Source organism: Pandoraea soli (assembly GCF_902459595.1).
GTDB lineage: Bacteria > Pseudomonadota > Gammaproteobacteria > Burkholderiales > Burkholderiaceae > Pandoraea > Pandoraea cepalis.
On the sequence record NZ_CABPSG010000003.1, the window covers coordinates 440,109 to 459,757 of the forward strand.

Sequence of the window (19,649 nt, forward strand, 5' to 3'; positions counted from 1 at the left end):
GGGCCGCTTGGTTGACAATGAACAGCGTGACGTCTGACAGCGCGCGTGCGCGCCTCGGGGGAACTACTGTATCAGGCCGATGCGACAGTCGCTGACAGCATCCACGCGTCGCTCGGCTTGACGTGATTGTACTGTATATTTGTACAGCACTCACGCCACACCCGAAGGCGCAGCAGCGTCTCGTTGCATGCCTTGTCGCGCGCTTCAATTTCGCGCCTGTGTCGATGGAGTAGCATGACGGCATCCGGACTCTTTTTCGCACAACATGGGTGCCCTCCTTGCGGCGCGCGGCGTCATCGTGCGTGCCACGTCTTCCGTCGCGCATGTCATGCACATCGCGCGGCGCAACGCCTCGAACGCCCCGCAGCGCCCCGTTACCCGCCTTGCCGGCCTCACGTCGCTGCTGCCGCTCGTCGTGCTCGCGGCGTGCGCAGGCGCGCCGCAACCGCCCACGGCGTCTCAGCCGGCGGCGGCTGGCACGGCGATGCGCTACAACATCGGCCGCTTCCCCATCGAGCATTACGATCAGAACGTCGATCATTGGATCCGGCCCGATGCGCCCGGCTACGATCGGCCGCTGCTCTCCGCGCAGGAGCAAACGCGTCGGTTCGAGGCCTTCCGCGCGCGCTACTTCGGCACCTCGCCGCGCGACCCCTCGCCGTGGAACGGTACGTGGCTGTCGACATCGCTGCTCAACGCCGCCGGTGCCCAGCAGATCGCGGATTCGCAAGCGCGGCGCGCCAGACGTTTCGATAACGGCGTGCCCGGCGTTGCCAAGACCTATGGCGAGAACTTCCATGCGCACACGTCGTCGTGGATCCGCGCCATCGAAGCCAACATGGCGCTGGCCCAACTCGACGCCGATCAGGCCGGTGGGCAATACGATCCGCGCCGTCGCGGCGTCACTGTCGATAACGCGCTGGTACGGCAGCTCCCCACGCACGACCCGGCCTTCTACGATTTTCATCAGGCGGGCGAAGGCTATCCGTTCGATGCCCTGCAGGACTCCGCACTGCGGCCCGGCACGCCGGTCTATACGCTCGCCCGCAGCGCCGACGGCGCGTGGCTGCTCGTCTATTCGCCGGATCTGATCGGCTGGGTCGATGCGCGCACCGTAGCCGCGGTCGATGAGCATTTCATCGCCACGTGGCGTGACGCGGCACAGCGCCGCCTCGGCGCCATCGTGCGCACCGACGTGGCCTTGGCCGACACGCCGCCCGGCGCGACCGCGCCCATCTACCGAACGTTTGCACCGATCGGCACCGTGCTGCCTGTGATGCTGCGCGACGGGCAACAGGTCGCGATGTTCCCCGTGGCCGATCTTCGGCGTCAGGCACACATTCGCACGACCCCGCTCGACGCCTCGACGCTGGTGCCGATGCCATGGACAATCACGCCGCGCCATATGGCGCAGGTGATGAAGCAACTGATTGGGCGTCCGTACGGGTGGGGCAACACGCTGTTCTACAACGACTGCTCGGCCGAGACGCGCAGCCTCTTCGCCCCGTTCGGCGTGTGGCTGCCGCGCCATTCGTCGGATCAGTTACGGGCGGGCGTACGCACCGATCTGCGCGCCGCCGATATCGACACAAGGTTGCGCACGCTGGCCGAGCGCGGCCGCCCGCTGATGACGCTCATCCACATCAATGGGCACATCATGCTGTACCTGGGCAATGCGCAGCGCGACGGCGAAAGCGTGCCGATGACCTATCAGAACGTGTGGGGCCTGTCGCCGGCAGATAACAGTCGTCGCAATGTCATCGGTGGCTCGGTGATCCTGCCGTTGCTCAAGACCTACCCGGAAGATCCCGAGGCTCGCTCGCTCGCGGGCAAGTCGTTGTTTGAGATCAGCGTGATCGGCAGCGAGACCTCGGCAAACGGGGATGCCACGCGCGTACCGAGCACGGATACGCCGGAGGAGATGCCGCAGTAAAGCGCTGGCCGGCCGGTGCCGCAAGCCTATAAGACGCTTGCGCACCGCCTGCGCCGGCGAATCACTGCCGAATCAGCGCCATGGCGCAGTCGAGCACGGTGCGCTTGAGATCGGCCATGCCTTCGGGCGGCAGGAACGGTCCCATCATGTGGCGATACGACACTGTCTTGCTGATGGCCGACGTCAGCATGAAAAACATCACGTCGGCGTCCTGCCCCGGGCGCTTCTGCGCTTCGAGCCAGTCGGCCACGAGCGGCACCATCGCATCGCGATACGGACGCACCAGTCGCTGCATGATGATGTCGAGCCGCTCGCCTTCCTCGGTCGCGGCCGTCGAAAAGAACATACCGATGTCCGGATTCTCGAAAACGACTTCCACGAACACGCGTACCGCCTGCTCGATACGCTCGGCAGGTTCCAGCGGCGCGTGCCGCAGCGCCAGCGTCTGCTCGATCATCGAGCGCGTGAGCGTCGCGATCTGATCGACGACCGCGACCCACAGGGCCTCCTTCGAGCCGAAGTGGTGCGAGATCAGGGCGGCGTCGACCCCGGACGCCTCCGCGATCTGCCGCACGCTGCTCGCATAGAAACCGCGCTGCGCAAAGATACGCCGCGCGTTGAGCAACAACGCGTCGGCCCCATGCGAGCAGTTGCACGTGGGACGCCCACGTGTGCGTTTGCGGGGCGGTTCAGCTTGCGAGACGGCTTTGTTCGGAGTCATTGAGCGATGGGTGGGTCGAGTTCGCGACAGCAATGCGCCAAGTCTACCCGACCCGAACGCCGCTGCCTGCCCAGGCAATTGCCATTTGACACGCCGGGGCCACGCTCGCTATTATGCGCTTATTCATCACTTGTTGAATTTGGCATTTCCCCCAAATGTCTCGTGCAAACCGAATCGTGATTGTCGGTGGCGGTATCGCCGGCCTGAAGCTGGCAACGCGGCTGGGCCGCACGCTCGGGCTTGCCGGCACGACGCACGTGACGCTGGTCGACAGTCATCCCACCCATCTTTGGAAGCCGATGCTGCACACCGTGGCGGCAGGCACGCGCGACGTCACTCATACACAGGTGACGTATCTTGCCCACGCGTGCGGCAACGGCTTTACGTATCAGGCGGGGCGCATGTGCGGGCTGGATAGAACGCGCCGAGAGATTGTGCTTGGGGAGATGGACGCGCCCGACGGCTCGCGCTTGTTGGGCGAGCGTCGTGTGCCATACGACGCGCTCGTGCTGGCGCTCGGCTCGCAGGCCGACGATGCGTGTCTGCCCGGTGTGCGCGACGTCTGCCATTTCATCGACAGTCAGCCGCAGGCCGAGGCATTTCAAGCGGCGTTGCGATGTGAAGCGCTGCGCAGCGCCGTGAACGACGACGCGCTGCGTGTCGTGATCGCCGGTGGCGGCGCCACGGGCGTGGAACTCGCGGCGGAGCTGAGCCGCACGTTCGCGCTGGCGGCCGGCTATGGTGATCCGCGCATTGGCGAGCGGCTGAAGCTCACGCTCGTCGAGAGCGGCCCGCGTGTGCTTGGGGCGTTTCCGCCGGAGGTGTCCGAGTCGACGCAGGCGGGGCTGGAGCGCCTGGGCTTTCGCGTGCTGACGGACACCCGCATCGTGTGCGCCGACCGTGACGGTTTCTATCGTGACGACGGTCAGTTGATTCCCGGCGACCTGCTCGTGTGGGCGGCCGGCGTGAAAGCGCCCGACGTCTTGCAGGGCATTGGCGGGCTCTTGACCAACGATGCCAACCAGATCGTGGTGCGCCCGACGTTGCAGACGGCGCAAGACGAGCGAATCTTTGCGCTTGGCGACTGTGCGTCGCTCGTGCCCGCGAAGGGCGAGTGCCCGTTGCCGCCGACGGCCCAGGTCGCCACGCAGCAGGCGGCGCATCTGGGCCGACATCTTGGCGCGTGGTTTGAGGGACGCGCGATTCCGCCGTTCGTCTATCGCGATCCTGGCGCGTCGATCTCGCTTTCCGGCTACAACGCGTTTGGCGCCCTTGGGCGATTCGGCTTTTTCAAAGGTGGCATCGTGCGCGGACGCTTCGCGCAGTGGAGCCACGCCATGTTGTATCGGCGCCATCAGCATGCGCTGCACGGGTTCGCCCGCGCGACGGTGCTGTTGGGCGCGGAAAAACTCGGCGGCCTTCGCGGGCCGCGCACCCGGCTGGCCTGACCATGCGAAGCGACCGAACTCACTGCCCCAAACGAAGCGGTACCCACCGCGATGCCTGCACATCCCCGACATCCGCGACGTCCGCGACGTCACGGACTTCGCGCACGTCGCGCGCCGCGCCGCGCGATCAAGGCGTGTGGCAACACACCGTGGCGATGCTCGATGCCGAACCGGTCGTGTGCCGGCCCGTCATTCCGTACACGCGCCGCGCGCCCATCGTGCGTGTGCTGGAGATCTCCAGCGAACTGACAATCACCGTGTCGTGGAACGATGCCACCGGCGGCAATTATGGGGCGCAGATCTGGCGCATTCGCCGGGCGAATCACCCTGGCGTTTGCGCGTTGACGGGCGAGACGATCGACGTGGGCGACTTCGTCTATCGGCCGCTGTTCGGCGATGTGCCGCCGCTCAATGTCGACGCGATGATATTGGCCGAGCCCATTCGTGCCATGCGCGAATCCAGCAGCCGGGAACTCGAACCGGCATAACTCCGCGACTGACAACCCCGTACGGATCGGCCGCCGGGGTATTTGGCGCGAAGTCCGCCCGCGCCTCAAACACGGTGCGCGCACACGCCACGAGCCCGACGCTCGATCCTTGATTCGTCGCGGTCGACAATCATCCTGTCCCGTTGAACGACGCTCCGCACTCAGCGGAGCTTCGCCGCCCGGCGAAGCGCACAACGCCGTTTGCCCCTCCTTTCCGCGCGCCCCCCCCTCATTCCGCCCTTCGTCAGCCGAACGTCGCTGCCACCGCAGCCTTTCGGGCGACGTTGACGACCGACGCGTTCTGACGTCGCGCCCGACGCATCCAGACTCGAAAATTTCCGACCAGAACAAGAAGTCTGTTTGTGACTTAACCCTTAGTCTTGCTAACGTTTTTCGTTGAACCACCGCCGCACTACCGCGGTGAAGTCCAACGTCTCAATGCCCCCCTCGTCACGTTCAGTGACATCCCACTCCGGCATCGCCGTTATCTCCCCACGCTGCGTAGGTCGATTACGCGTTGGCACGAGTGGCTGCCGTTGATGACGATCCACGCGTCGACCGTAATTCGCTCAATCCGCACTTTGAAATCGCTGCAAAGCCCTGATGCCGATCACCCAAACGAAAGCCGTGCTGCTGGCCTGTTCGCTGTTCGCGATGACGGCGCAGGCGCAGCAAACGTCCGCACCCACCCCCGCCGACACGGCGGCCGCCGCTCGAACAGGCGTCGAGCAAGACCAGTTGATCCAACAACAGCGAGAGGCACAACGACGCGAGGCGGCGGTCAACGCGCCATCCGTACGCTCAACGCGTGACGATGCGCCTGTCTGGCCCGCGCTACCCAACGAGACCCCATGCTTTCGGATCGACACATTCGTCTTTGAATTCCCGACGACATCGCAAGAGACCCTCGGGGCAACCGCTGCCGAGACGCGGTCGCTGGGCCGATTTACGTTCGCCCAGGATTGGGTCGGGCACTATGCCGGCGCCTGCATAGGCAAGCAGGGATTGGACGCGCTTGTCAAAGGCCTGCAAAAGGTCGTCTTAAGTCGCGGCTACCTCACGACGCGCGTGCTGCTGCCTGAACAGGACCTCGCGAGCGGTACGCTCCGATTCGCGTTGATCCCCGGCGCCATCCGTCGAGTGCGCTTTGCCGATCCGGCACTGCGGGGCACATGGAAGAGCGCCTTCCCGACGCGTGACGGCGAGTTGCTGGATCTGCGTGATCTCGAGCAGGGTCTCGAGCAGATGAAGCGCGTGTCGAATCAGGACGTCTCGATGCAGATCGTGCCGGCCGATCCGCCGGGCCAGAGCGACGTCGTGCTCGATGTAACGCGCACCAAGCCGTGGACCGTCGTGGCGTCCGTGGACAACGCCGGGTCGCGTGCGACGGGTCAACTGCAAGGCAGCCTCTCGGCCGGTGTGTACAACCCGCTCGGCCTGAACGACATCTTCAATGTCGGGGTGACACAGGATCTGCTGTTCAAAGACCACGATCTCGGCTCGCGTGGCTGGCATGGGAGCTACGCGATTCCGTGGGGCTACTGGAGCGCAACGCTCGCGGCCTACACCAGCCGCTACTACCAGCGAATTGCGGGCATCAACGAGACGTTCATCGCAAGCGGCAACTCGAAGACGCTCGACGCCACGCTCAGCCGCGTGCTCTCCCGCAGCCAGAACCACGTGTTTGGGACCCAACTTCGGCTGTCGCGCCAGTTCGGTCAGAGTTTCATCGAAGACATCGAGATCTCGCAGCAGCGGCGTAACAACACCATCGTCGAGTGGGGCCTGACGGATCGTCACTATTTCGGTGCCGCGCAACTCGATGCGGCGCTTGCGTACCGGCAAGGAATCGGCGGGCTCGGTGCGCAGGATGACCTTCTCGCGGCGTCGGGAGGCCCGACTTATCGCTATCGCATGGCCGTGCTCGACGCGAACCTCGCCGTCGGCTTCGCCGTGGCGCAGCAGCCGGTTCGCTACGTGACGACCTTCCACGGCCAATACACGGGCAACACGCTTTACTACATCGACAACCTTTCCATCGGCAGCCGCTACACCGTGCGGGGCTTCGACGGCGAGACGATGCTCTCGGCCGCGCGCGGATTCTATTGGCGCAACGAGCTTCAGGTGCCGCTCGGTCAGACCGGACAGTCCGTGTACGCGGGACTCGATTACGGCCGGGTCTGGGGACCGCAACCCGTCGCGCAAGACGGCACACAGCTCGTCGGCGCCGTCATCGGTCTCAAGGGAAGCGTTGCCACCCGCTTTGGCGGCTACGGCTACGACGTGTTCCTGGGCACACCGATCTACAAGCCATCCAGTTTTCCCACAGCGCAAGTCACGGTCGGATTTCAACTGACCGCTCAACTTTGAGGCGTCCAGCACATCGGGGTGGCCAGCCCCTCCGCATTGCGATGACGGCATCCGCATTCCATGACCGCCTGGCGGATCCCCGCCGCGGCATCTCTCTTCAGGTCGTTCACGAAAATGAATAAGAACCTCTTCCGATTGGTGTACAGCCGGCCACGGGGCATGCTGGTGGCGGTAGCTGAAACGGTCAGCGCGGGCGGGAAGGCAGATGCCGGTCAGACGCGCCGACGTGATGCCACGCGGCACGCTTCGCGGCGCCTTGCGTGCTTCTCGCTGTTTCCGATGCGATGCGTGGCCTTTGCCACCCTCATGACGCTGGGGGCGGTGCCCGTGCGGGTGCAAGCGCAAGTGACAGGGGCGGGTGAACGGGCCCCCTCCGTCGTGCAGGCCCCGAACGGTCTCCCGCAAATCGACATCAACACGCCCAGCGCGGCGGGCGTGTCTCAGAACACCTATTCCCAGTTCGATGTGCCGCGCGGCGGTGCGATCCTGAACAACGCGTCCGTAATGACGCAGACGCAGCAGGCCGGGATGATCAACGGCAACCCGAATCTCGGCCCCGGCCAGTCCGCGAGGATTATTCTGAATCAGGTCAACAGCACCGCGCCGAGCCAGCTAAGAGGCTTTCTAGAGGTCGCGGGCAGCCGGGCCGAAGTCATCGTCGCGAACGGTTCGGGGATCGTGGTCGATGGCGGCGGCTTCATCAATACCACGCGCGGCATTCTTACGACCGGCACACCGATACTCGATGCCAACGGAGGGCTGCGCGGCTTTCAGGTGACGGGTGGCAGCATTGCCGTTCAGGGCGCGGGGCTGAATGCGAGCAACGTTGACCAAGTCGATCTGATCGCCCGCGCGGTGCAGGCCAATGCCGCGATCTACGGCAACGCGATGAACGTCATCACCGGCACGAACCAGGTCGATCACGACACGCTTTCGGCGAGCGCCATCAGCAGCACTGGCGCCTCCCCGGGGGTCTCGATCGACGTCAGCGCACTCGGTGGCATGTACGCCAACCGAATCACGCTGGTGGGGACGGAAAAGGGCGTCGGTGTGTCGAATGCGGGCGAGATCGCCGCGCAAGCCGGCGACCTCACGCTCACCAGCGCTGGACAGCTCGTGCAGTCCGGCAAGCTAAGCGCCAGCGGGAACGTGGGGATCGACGTGGGCAGCGTTGCCAACAGCGGCACGATCTACGCCAAACAGAGCACGACCGTCCGCGCGGCGGACACCGTCACGAACGATGGCACGCTGGCGGCACAACGAGATCTGTCCGTCATGGCGAGCCACCTGACATCGACCGGCACGCTGGGCGCCGGCGTGAACGGCGACGGCTCGGTCGGCAGCGGCGGCGACCTGTCGGTAGCCGCATCGGCTCAGCTCGATGTGGGCGGCCTTAGCGTGGCGGGCGGCAACGCGATGTTCACGGGCGGCGGGCTCAATCTCGCGGGCAGCGAAACGTCCGCAAACGGCGACCTGACGTTGATAGCCAGCATCGGCGATCTGAACCTCGCTGGCGCGACCACGCGCGCAGCGGGACACGTGACGGCACAGGTCGTCGGTGCGCTGATCAACGACGACGGCACGCTCGCGGGGGTTCAAGGCGTGACGCTCGACGCGGCCCGGCTGTCCAATGTGGCGGGCAAGATTGCGTCACAAGCCATGCTCATTGCGCGGACCTCAGGGCAGTTGACGAACCTGGGCGGCGAAATCGTTTCGGCGGGTGCCATGCAATTGCGTGGCGGCGCCATCGCAAACGACCGTGGCACCCTGCAGAGCGGCGCTGCGCTGTCCCTTGTGGGGGATTCGCTGGACAATACGGCGGGCCGCATCACCTCCCTGAATGGCGATGGTCTGACGGTCACGGTCACCGGTGCGCTCACGAACGCGATCGGCACGACCGCCACTGGTTCGCAGGGCGGTGTGATCGGCGGCAATGGTGCTGTCACGCTCGCGGCGGAGCGGGTTGCGAACCACGGCACGGTGAGTGCACAAACAGACCTGCAAGTCGGCACCGGGTCGCTCGATAACAGCGATGGCACGCTACAAGCGGCGGGGAATGCGACGATCGACGCCGGCGCGCAACTGACCAACCACCGCGGCAATATCGTCGCGGGTCAGGCGGCGTCGGTGAGTGCGGCCACACTCGACAACAGTGCCGGGGCCCTGCAGGCGATGCAACTGTCGCTGGGTGCCACCAATCTCGTCAATCACGCGGGCACGATCACCCAGACGGGTACCACGTCGATGCGCGTCGCCGTCCTGGGCCTGCTCGACAATTCGGCGGGCGGCACGCTGCAGACGAATAGCGCGGATCTCACGTTGGCGCCGTCCACGCTCGATAACCACGGCGGCACGATCACGCACGCGGGCGCCGGCACGCTCACGATGAATGTCGGGAACGGAACCGGCACGCTCTCGAATACGGGCGGCAAGATCACCAGCAACGGTCAGGTCATCGCGCTGGCGGGGAGCCTGGACAATGCAACGGGGCTGATCACGGGGCAGACCGGGCTCACGGCAACGCTTGGCGGCGCGGTCGATAATGCAAACGGCAAGCTGCTGTCGAACACCGATCTGACGCTCACGAGCGACACGCTGGCGAACGATGACGGCGAGATTGGTGCAGGCGCGAACGAAACGATCCGCACCGGTTCACTGACGAACAAGGGCGGCGCCATTGTGGCGCCGAACCTGAGTTTGACGACGAACGCCACGCTGAACAACAGCGGCGGCAACGTGAAGGCGAACCAGTTGGCGTTGTCCGCGGCCGACCTTCTGAATCACGGGGGGACGATCACGCATTACGGTGCCTCGCCGATGACCATCGACGTCAGGCATACGCTCGACAACTCGGCGGGCGGCACGATCCAGAGTCACGCCCAGGACCTGACGCTTGCGCCAGCCCTTCTCAACAACAGCGGCGGCAAGATCCTTGCGGCCGGAACGGGACGGCTGACGATCGCTCCGGGCAACGGTGCGGGGACGCTGTTGAACGCGCGCGGCGAGATCATTGCGGGTGGACAACTGGCGCTGAACGTCGGCAGCCTGGACAACTCCGAGGGCATGCTTGCCGCAAGGGGCAACGCCACGGCGAAAGTGTCGGGTGACGTGAACAACACACAAGGGGTCGTGCGCTCGCTGGCGTCCCTGTCCGTTATCGGCGGAGGCGCCCTCGACAACACGAACGGTCGGATCCAGTCGGGAACCGACGGCGACGACAGCACCCTCGCGGTGCAGGTCGCGTCCATCGACAACACTCGCGGTCTCATCGGCAATCTTGGCACGGGCGACGCGACGATTCAGGGCGGCACGCGGGTCGTCAACGGCGCCGGCGCGATCACGGGCAATGGTCGTGTGGCCCTCGGGGCCTCGACTATCTCGAACACGTTGGGCGGACAACTGAGCGGCGCGACCGTCTCGATCGATGCCGACACGCTCGATAACACGGGTGGCGGCATCGGCAACCTGGCCGGTTCGCGCGGCGACGTGGCCATCAAGACGGTTGGGGCGCTCACGAATACCCGCGGCCAGATCGGTGCGACGAACGACCTGAACGTGACGGCGGCAACGCTTGCGGGCGGCGGCGCCTACGGTGCGGCCCACGATGTAGCGGTGAACGTCGACGGCGACTTCGCGATGACGCCAGCGCTGAAGTTGGCTGCGGGGCATGAACTTGCGATTACGCTGCCCGGCACGTTCACGAACGACACACGGGTCGAAGCGGTCGAGAACCTGAACATCACGGCGGGGGATATTGCCAACAGCGGCACGATGATGGCCGGTGGCACGCTCACAACGCACTCGAACACGTTGCAAAACACGGGCACCCTGGTGGGCGGCGATGTGTCGCTCAATGCGACATCGCGACTATCGAACGTCGGTCCAACGGCGCTCATTGGCGCGACAAACAGCGAGGGGACGCTCGAACTGCTCGCGCCGATCATCGAGAACCGCGACGACACGACGGCCACCGATACGCAGGCGACCGCTGCCATTTTTGGTCTTGGCCGGGTTGTCCTCGCCGGGGGCAAGGACGCGAGCGGCAACTACACCAACGCGCAACTGATCCGCAACCAATCGGCCCTGATCCAGTCCACACGCGATATGGCGCTGCACGCCAATCAGGTCACGAATACGCGGCGACAAATGCAGACGTCGGGCTTCACGTCGTCGGTCTCTGCGGATCTACTTGCGAGCTTGGGCATCAGCCTGAGCGGACGTACCGGGAAAATCAATACGCGAGATCCCAACGCGATTGGCGGCGCGTACCCCGAACCTCCCGGGAGTGGGAGATGGAACAGCGACTATATCTACACCAGCTATACCGGCGTGGCGGAAGCCAACACCGTGACGTCGATCAGCCCGAAGGCGCAAATCATCTCCGGCGCCAACCTGAATGCCTCGTCAGTCGATCTGTTTCAGAACTATTGGAGTGCGGTCTCGGCGGCGGGCGACATCGCCGCCCCCGTAACGCTGGACCAAAATAGCTGGAAAGGCCAGAACGCCCCGGTCATACGCGTCACCTACTCGGGGCACTATCACTACGACAACTACGACAAGAGCATCCGCGACTGGCAATTGCCGTTCGGCGACGCCAATTACCCGACGTATCGTCCGACGGGTTGGAATCGCTCCCCCGCAGATATCCGTACGTACACCTCGCCCGCCTACGAATCGACCTTTGTCGCAAACGGCAAGTTGACCGGCTCGGGCGTGAGCATCGACAACACGGCGGGCAATGCAGGCGTGCCATCGATCGGCCTCGTACCCGGCCAGTCGGTGACGGACGTGACCATCGGCGTTGTTGGCGGCAACGCTAATGGAACAAGGATCGACGGAACATCGATTCAGACGAGTGTTGTGCAGTTCGATCCGATCATTGCACGTGCCACGGCCGTCAGCGTCATCGCCAACCTGACGATCCCGCAGGGCGGTCTGTTCCGCCCGGCCACGGCGCCGGACGCGGCGTACCTCATCGAATCGAACCCGGCCTTCACTGACGCCAAGCGCTTCATTTCGAGCGACTACTATTTCCGGCAGATAGGGGTCAATCTGCAGACGACGGCAAAGCGTCTGGGGGACGGCATGTACGAGCAGCAGTTGGTGCGGGACCAGATCACGGCGCTCACTGGCAAGGCGGTCCTCGGTCCCTTTACCGACATCGAGTCGATGTATCAGGCGTTGATGACGTCGGGTGCGGAACTCGCGAAGTCGCTGAACCTTTCGCCGGGCATGAGCCTGTCGGCGGCGCAGGTCGCAGCACTGACCAGCAATGTGGTGATCATGCAGACCCAGATCTTGGACGGACAAACCGTGCTGGTGCCAGTGGTCTATCTGGCGAAAACGAGTCAACAGCCAATGAACGGCCCGCTAATCGCTGCGGGTGACATCGACCTGAAAGACACGCAGACGCTCACCAACAGCGGCACGGTACAGGCAGATCGCACCCTCACGGTTGGCGGCAAGTCCATCGACAACGCGTTCGGGTCGCTGCAGAGCGGCAGCCTGATGACGTTGACGACAGCGGGCGACATCGACATGAGTTCCGCCACGGTGAATGCCGGAAGTCTGGCACTCATGGCCGGCGGCGATCTTCTGCTGAACACGACGACGAACACACTCAGGCAGGACGGCGACGCGGGAGCCACACGCGTCACGACGACGCTCGGCCCCGTTGCGAATCTGAACGTGACGGGCAACGCCGCGATCGCTACGGGAGGCAACTTCGAGCAGAACGCGGGCAACTTGAACGTGGGCGGGAATCTCGGTATGGCCATTGGTGGCAACTGGGATCTTGGCGCGGTGCAGACGGGCGAGCGGAAGTCGGTGTCGATCGGCAGCGGCGTGTCGGATACCGATCTGAACTCGAAGACAGGCAGCACAGTGACGGTGGGAGGCGTGGCGCAGATTGGGGTCGGCGGTGATCTGACCGCGACCGGCGCCAACCTGAACCTGAAGGGAGGCGGCGTACTGGCGGCGAAGGGCGACGTGACGCTGCAGGCGTCGGTAGCAACCTCCACCTTCCACAGCAGCGGTGCGGACAGCGCCAGTCGCGGCACCGATGCGGAAGCACTGCGTACGTCGGACGACACGGTGATCGGCACTACGCTGCAAAGCGGCGACAGCCTTACGGTTGTCTCCGGCAAAGATATCAACGTGCTCGGCAGCGGTATCGCGCTCGAGAAGGGAACGGCGACGTTGGTGGCGGCGGGCGACGTGAATATCGGTGAGGTCACCGAGACGCATGAGTTCCACAGCCGCCAGGAAGACAGTAGCGGTGGATTCTTGAGTAGTACGACAACGGTGAGCATGACCGACACGAAAAACACTGTCGCCAACGGCAGCGTGATCTCCGCAGACAGCGTGGCGGTGGCAGCGGGCAAAGACATGAGCGTACGGGGGAGCACGATTGTCGGCACCAAAGACGTTGCCCTCCAGGCCGGTCACGATCTGCGCGTCGAATCGACGGAGAACGTGAGCGAGAGCCGCACGTTCCGTGAGGAGAAGCGATCGGGGTTCGGTTCGTCCGGAGGGGTGGGCATCTCATACGGGAAGAACGAGCAGCGCGACCGCACCAATGACAGCAGCGTGACGCAGACGGGAAGTCTTGTCGGCAGCGTGAACGGTAACGTCGGCATGGTGGCGGGCAACGACCTTCTGGTGCGAGGTAGCGACATCGTCGCGGGTGGGAATGTGGCGGGTATCGGGAAAAACGTCACCGTCGAGTCGGCAGTCAATCGCCAGCATCATGACGAGACGCACGAGACCAAGAGCTCGGGCTTCACGTTGGCGGTCAAGGCACCGGTGATCGATGCGGTGCAGAACGTTGCGAATCAGACACGTGCTGCCGCCGACTCCGGCGGCGATGCGCGCGTTTCGGCCTTGCGAGGTTATGCGGCGGCCAGCGGCGGCGTTGGTGCAATGGGCCAAGCCAAGGGCGCGCTCGATGCGCTCGCCAACGGCGGCAAGCCTGAGGCGAAGGTTGAATTGAGTTGGGGGTCGTCGAGCAGCACGTCGACGGCTTCGTCTGACAGCGCGCAAAACGTGTCGAGCAACGTCACAGCCGGAGGCACTGCGGCGTTCATCGCGACCGGGGACGCGGCGTCGGGGAAAGGCAGCGTCAACATCATCGGATCGAACATCGATGCGAAGGACGTTCTCCTGCAAGCCAACAATCAAGTCAACCTGAGTCATAGCACCGACACCGAGTCGTCGCGCAGCGAGAACGAGTCGAAGAGCGGCAGCGTAGGCGTGTCTTACGGCACGAGCGGATGGGGCGTATCGGCGTCGCTCTCAAAGTCGAACGGCGATGCCAACTCGGATTCCAAATTCCAAAACAACACGCATATCAACGCGAGCCAGACGGCGGTGATCGCGAGCGGTGGCGACACGAACATCGTCGGCGCGAACGTGAATGCCGACAAGGTCATTGCTCGCGTGGGTGGAGATCTGAACATCGCAAGCGTGCAGGATACGAGCGAGAGTTCGGCGCATCAACAGAGTGTGGGCGGCGGCATGAATCTAAGCATGGGAGGTGCGTCGGGAAGCGCGAACTATATGCGCGGAAATGCGAGCGGCAACTATGCGGGCGTAGAGGAGCAATCCGGAATCCAGGCGGGCGGCGGTGGGTTCGACGTCGGCGTGATGGGTAACACCGATCTGAAGGGTGCCTACATTGCGAGCACGGCGGATCCGTCAAAGAACCGACTGACGACAGCCACGTTGACGTTCTCCGACATTGAGAACCATTCGGAATACAGCGCTAACAGTTTTGGTGTCGGTGGTGGGGCCACCGTTGGTAATGGCGGCGCGAATGAGCGTACGACGGGCAATAGTTCCGGCAAGAACACAGGTGGGATTTCTCCGATGTTGCCGCAAATGGAGAGCGGCAGCGAGCGGGCCACAACGCGCACTGGCGTAAGCGAAGGCACGATCACGCTGACCGACGAGGCGAATCAGACGCAGGATCTGGCGAGTTTGAATCGCGATACTACTGACTTGAATGGGACGGTCACTCGCACGCCTGATTTACAGGATCTGCTCAACGACCAGTCGCGTCTGATGCAGGCAGCAACGGCAGCGGGTGAGGCCGTGGCGCGCGACATCGGGACTTATGCGGATAAGAAAGCCGATGAGGCGCGAAAGCTGGCGGAGAAGACCGACGACCCGGCGTTGAAGGCGCAGTACTTACAGGAAGCGAAAGACTGGTCCGACGGCGGTGACTATCGCGCAACGATGCACGCGGCCGGTGGGGCAATCGTGGCGGGTCTCGGGGGAGGCAATGCGCTTGGCGGCGCGTTTGGTGCAGGGCTGACGTCGAAGCTTGGCGGGGCGCTGAATGAGCTGAGTAATGAAATCAAGAATGCCAGTCCGACAGGCAACGCCGATATCGATCAGGCATTGGCCCAGATTGTGGTCACGGGAATGGGAACTGCGGTAGGCGCGGTGGCGGGCGGGACTTCGGGGGCGTTTACTGGGTTCAATACTGATCGGTTTAATCGGCAGTTGCATCCGACAGAGGAGCAGAAACTCAAGCAACTGCAGCAAGGCAAATCGCCCGAGGAGCAATACAGGTTGGCCGCGGCGAGTTGTGCGTTGGTTCGCTGCGCCGACGGTGTCCCAGATGGGGATCCGAGCAAGTCCGTTTTGCATCAGTTGCAGATGGACGGGGCGGAGTTCACGGCAGAGCAGAATACGTTGAAGCGGGCTGGTGCCTTTGATGGATATACCACAATAGATAGCCTGAACGACAACTTCGATCGTTTCCAGATCAGCAATCGCGCTGTCGGCGCGGTGCAAGGCGTGATGGGTGCTGCCACTGCCGTCGCCGCCATTGGCGCTGGCTGCTCAAGCGTTGTAGCGTGCGGCGCAGGAGCAATGATTGCTGGCACGAGCCTTGATTACTCAAAGGCTGGTATTACGCAACTTGTCCATGGAGATTCTGTACACACGTACGGAGAGCGTGCACTTCAGAGCTTGGGCTTAGATTCTCAGTCAGCAGCGTTGACCTATGTCGCGTTGAGTTTGGGCGGAGCGGCCACAGCTTCTATCATACAAACGCAAGCGGGAAAGCAGGTGGCAGCGTTTAACGAAGCGGCTCGCCTGACTTATACAACCGAAAAATTCGGAACCCAAGGTCTTCAGCTGTCCGCCGCCGTGATGCAAACGCCACAAGCGCAGGCGATATTGAACGTTTATATTGCTGCGGGATTGAAACAAGATGACGCGATACGATATACGAGAAACTTGATCAGCTCTGGAACGACATTGCCAACGAATTTCGACGTTGCAGCCAACACTGAATTGATAAAGATTGTTCCAAAGGGAATGTATTCTGGCGACGTAATAACCAAAACCTCACCGTACTTTATGACGCGATCGGAGTACGAATCATTATCGAAATTGCCGGCTGACCAGATTGCGGCGAGACTTGGACTGCCTGCTGAGCAGGCTATTCGTGGCTCGCAGTTGGGGTTCGACGTGTACTCGATGTCGCCTCTACCGGAAACGAAGCCGGCGGCATTTTCGAGCCAAGTCGCCCCCGTTCAGCAGGGGGCTTATTCAGCTCCGGGCGGTGCGCAACAGATACTCGTGCCTAACCGCACACAATGGACAGATCCAAATGCGAATAGGATCGGCGAGATAAAGGGGCTGCACTAATGGACCAAGTTAAATTAAGAGAATACGCGGAACTGCTGAATGCTGAAATTCAAGCAAACCTCGGCAAGAATGCGGACGTAGACTGGTTATCTAACTACCCGCCGTTACTCGAAGCAATTGCAGACGCGCGTACGGGCCGGATCGATCGACCTCGCGATCTCGGCTTAGCCAGGTGGGAAATGGAGTCGAGCATCCAAGAGATTAGAAGTGTGTCGCACCGATTGGCGCAATTTGAACTTTTGCTTGAAGGGCTGCCAATCGTAGGGGATGGTGACTAAGATGAATCGCCTCGATTTCTGGGAGGCCAGTTGATTTAAGTTAAGACGGGCCGATGCACATGAGACGAAACCTTCGGGCTTCACTTTGGCGGTCAAGGCACCGGTGATCGATGCGGCGCAGAACGTCGCGAATCGGACGCGCGCTGCCGCCGACTCCGGCGGCGATGCGCGCGTTTCGGCCTTGCGAGGTTATGCGGCGGCCAGCGGCGCCGTTGGTGCAATGGGCCAAGCCAAGGGCGCGCTCGATGCGCTCGCCAACGGCGGCAAGCCTGAGGCGAAGGTTGAGTTGAGTTGGGGGTCGTCGAGCAGCAAGTCGACGGCTTCGTCCGACAGCGCGCAAAACGTGTCGAGCAACATCAAGGCGGGAGGCACGGCGGCGTTCATCGCGACCGGGGACGCGGCGTCGGGGAAAGGCAACGTCAATATCATCGGCTCGAACATCGATGCGAAGGACGTTCTCCTGCAAGCCAACAATCAAGTCAACCTGAGTCATAGCACCGACACCGAGACGTCGCGTAGCGATAACGAATCGAAGAGCGGCAGTATCGGGGTGTCTTACGGCACGAGCGGATGGGGCGTGTCGGCGTCGCTCTCAAAGTCGAACGGCGATGCCAACTCGGATTCCAAATTCCAAAACAACACGCATATCAACGCGAGCCAGACTGCGGTGATCGCGAGCGGTGGCGACACGAACATCGTCGGCGCGAACGTGAATGCCGACAAGGTCATTGCTCGCGTGGGTGGGGATCTGAACATCGCCAGCGTGCAGGATACGAGCGAGAGTTCCGCGCATCAGCAGAGCATGGGCGGTGGGCTGAGCGTCAGTATGGGGGGCGCATCCGGCAGCCTCAGTTTCTCCCGTGGAAACGCGAGCGGCAACTATGCGGGCGTGGAGGAGCAATCCGGAATTCAGGCGGGCGGCGGTGGGTTTGACGTCGGCGTGATGGGTAACACCGATCTGAAGGGTGCCTACATTGCAAGCACGGCCGATCCGTCAAAGAATCAACTGACGACAGCCACGTTGACGTTCTCCGACATTGAGAACCATTCGGAATACAGCGCCAATAGTTTTGGTGTCGGTGGTGGCGCCACCATTGGTAATGGCGGCGCGAATGAGCGTACGACGGGCAATAGCTCCGGCAAGAACACGGGTGGGATTTCTCCGATGTTGCCGCAAATGGAGAGCGGCAGCGAGCGGGCCACGACGCGCACTGGCGTAAGCGAAGGCGCGATCACGCTGACCGACGAGGCGAATCAGACGCAGGATCTGGCGAGTTTGAATCGCGATACTGCTGACTTGAATGGGACGGTAACTCGCACGCCTGATTTACAGGATCTGCTCAACGACCAGTCGCGTCTGATGCAGGCAGCAACGGCAGCGGGTGAGGCCGTGGCGCGCGACATCGGGACTTATGCGGATAGGAAAGCCGATGAGGCGCTAAAGCTGGCGGAGAAGACCATCGATCCTGCGTTGAAGGCTCAGTACTTACAGGAAGCGAAAGACTGGTCCGACGGCGGCGACTATCGCGCAACGATGCACGCGGCCGGTGGGGCAATCGTGGCGGGCCTCGGAGGAGGCAATGCGCTTGGCGGTGCGTTAGGCGCAGGCGCGACGTCGAAGCTCGGCGCGATGCTGAATGACTTGAGCGACCAAATCAGAAGCCGCCGCCCGACGGGGAATGCGGATATCGATGAAGCACTTGGGCAGATCGTGGCGACAGGGGTGGGGACTGCGGTGGGCGCTGTGGCGGGAGGTACGTCCGGGGCAGTTACCGGGTTCAATACGGATCGGTTTAATCGGCAGTTACATCAGCGTCAGTACAGCGATGCGAAGAAGTACGTGGAAGCGGTAGCGAAGGAACTTGGGATCAGTGAAAAAGAAGCCGAAGGTCGAATCGTTGCTGAAATGTTAAGGAACTCGGACAAGCAGACGGATGATGCCGCAGGCGGAAAGCATGATTACGACGTACGGAAGGTCGTAGGCTGCCAGAATCTGAACTGCGACGGCTACAAGAATGATCCGCAGTATGCCAATCATGATTACAACAACCAGTTCATCAAGCCGAATCAAGTCGGCTATGACCTGGGTCAGCAACAACTTGGTACAGGAAAAACGTATAACGAACTGGTGAAGTCAAACATCAAGAAAGATCCGGTTGGCTCGACTCTAGCAGGGGCGGGAATGATCGGTCTCGGGATTGCGGCGGCCGGTGGCATCCCGACTATTGCGGGTATGGCGGCAGGCGGGGGTATTGGTGTAGCAGTAAATACTGGCGCTCAGCATGTATTCAACGAAGGAAAAATAAGCCGCTTTGATGCCGCAATGGCTGGCGTTACAGGAGCGCTGACATTTGGCACCGGCCTCCTGCCGGGACTACTAATAAATACAGGTGGTGCTTTGACGAGTTCAGCGATCCAGGAAGGCAATCCGAATATTGGCATGGCTGGCGCTGCCGCTGGGTCTCTGGTTGGCTATGGTGCAGGTGGAAAGGTTGAAGGTATATTGAATAACAAATTCAACCCGTGGTTTAGACCAGAGTGGGTGGATTGGGGACTTGGTGTATCAAAATATGTGCCACCGAGCATATTGCCATCGGTCGGTGGGACTGTGGCGGGTGCCGTTGGATCAGAAGGAGCAAGTGGTAGTGTGAATACGATACTTGATCGTACCGTTCTTAGTCTCCAGTTTCAAGTGCAACACCGCGAATGATGTAGGGTGTTGCGATGAAGAAGAACTACAGGCATTTGAGC

Annotated in this window: 8 protein-coding genes; 7 read left to right on the forward strand and 1 reads right to left on the reverse strand. The window is 62.6% G+C overall.

Features of this window, described 5'->3' with window-relative positions; translation table 11 throughout:
- Nucleotides 1-265 precede the first annotated feature (265 nt).
- Nucleotides 266-1,933, forward strand: coding sequence for an SH3 domain-containing C40 family peptidase (locus PSO31014_RS08530; protein WP_246176517.1), 1,668 nt, complete (start codon nucleotides 266-268; stop codon nucleotides 1,931-1,933).
- Between the two features lie 61 nt (nucleotides 1,934-1,994).
- On the opposite strand, the gene PSO31014_RS08535 is transcribed toward PSO31014_RS08530, so the two are convergent.
- The gene (locus PSO31014_RS08535) at nucleotides 1,995-2,654 is read right to left on the reverse strand and encodes a TetR/AcrR family transcriptional regulator (protein ID WP_150551203.1); all 660 of its coding nucleotides are present in this window, start codon (nucleotides 2,652-2,654) and stop codon (nucleotides 1,995-1,997) included.
- A 155-nt stretch (nucleotides 2,655-2,809) separates the two neighbouring features.
- Here PSO31014_RS08535 and PSO31014_RS08540 point away from each other — a divergent pair, with 155 nt between their 5' ends.
- The 6 genes from PSO31014_RS08540 (at nucleotide 2,810) to PSO31014_RS08565 (ending at nucleotide 19,608) form a co-directional block, all read left to right on the forward strand.
- On the forward strand, nucleotides 2,810-4,102 hold the full coding sequence (locus PSO31014_RS08540) for an NAD(P)/FAD-dependent oxidoreductase (RefSeq protein ID WP_150551204.1): 1,293 nt from the start codon (nucleotides 2,810-2,812) through the stop codon (nucleotides 4,100-4,102).
- A gap of 134 nt (nucleotides 4,103-4,236) precedes the next feature.
- Nucleotides 4,237-4,590 carry a DUF3331 domain-containing protein gene (locus PSO31014_RS08545; RefSeq protein ID WP_174976446.1) on the forward strand — a complete coding sequence of 118 codons (354 nt, stop codon included), beginning with the start codon at nucleotides 4,237-4,239 and terminating at the stop codon, nucleotides 4,588-4,590.
- 603 nt (nucleotides 4,591-5,193) lie between these two features.
- Nucleotides 5,194-6,960, forward strand: coding sequence for a ShlB/FhaC/HecB family hemolysin secretion/activation protein (locus PSO31014_RS08550; protein WP_150551206.1), 1,767 nt, complete (start codon nucleotides 5,194-5,196; stop codon nucleotides 6,958-6,960).
- A gap of 114 nt (nucleotides 6,961-7,074) precedes the next feature.
- The gene (locus PSO31014_RS08555) at nucleotides 7,075-16,620 is read left to right on the forward strand and encodes a hemagglutinin repeat-containing protein (protein ID WP_174976447.1); all 9,546 of its coding nucleotides are present in this window, start codon (nucleotides 7,075-7,077) and stop codon (nucleotides 16,618-16,620) included.
- On the forward strand, nucleotides 16,620-16,898 hold the full coding sequence (locus PSO31014_RS08560; RefSeq protein ID WP_150551208.1) for a hypothetical protein: 279 nt from the start codon (nucleotides 16,620-16,622) through the stop codon (nucleotides 16,896-16,898). Before PSO31014_RS08555 ends, PSO31014_RS08560 begins: the two co-directional genes overlap by 1 nt.
- A gap of 85 nt (nucleotides 16,899-16,983) precedes the next feature.
- Complete coding sequence (locus PSO31014_RS08565; protein WP_150551209.1) at nucleotides 16,984-19,608, forward strand: hemagglutinin repeat-containing protein; 2,625 nt, start codon at nucleotides 16,984-16,986, stop codon at nucleotides 19,606-19,608.
- Nucleotides 19,609-19,649: the final 41 nt, after the last annotated feature.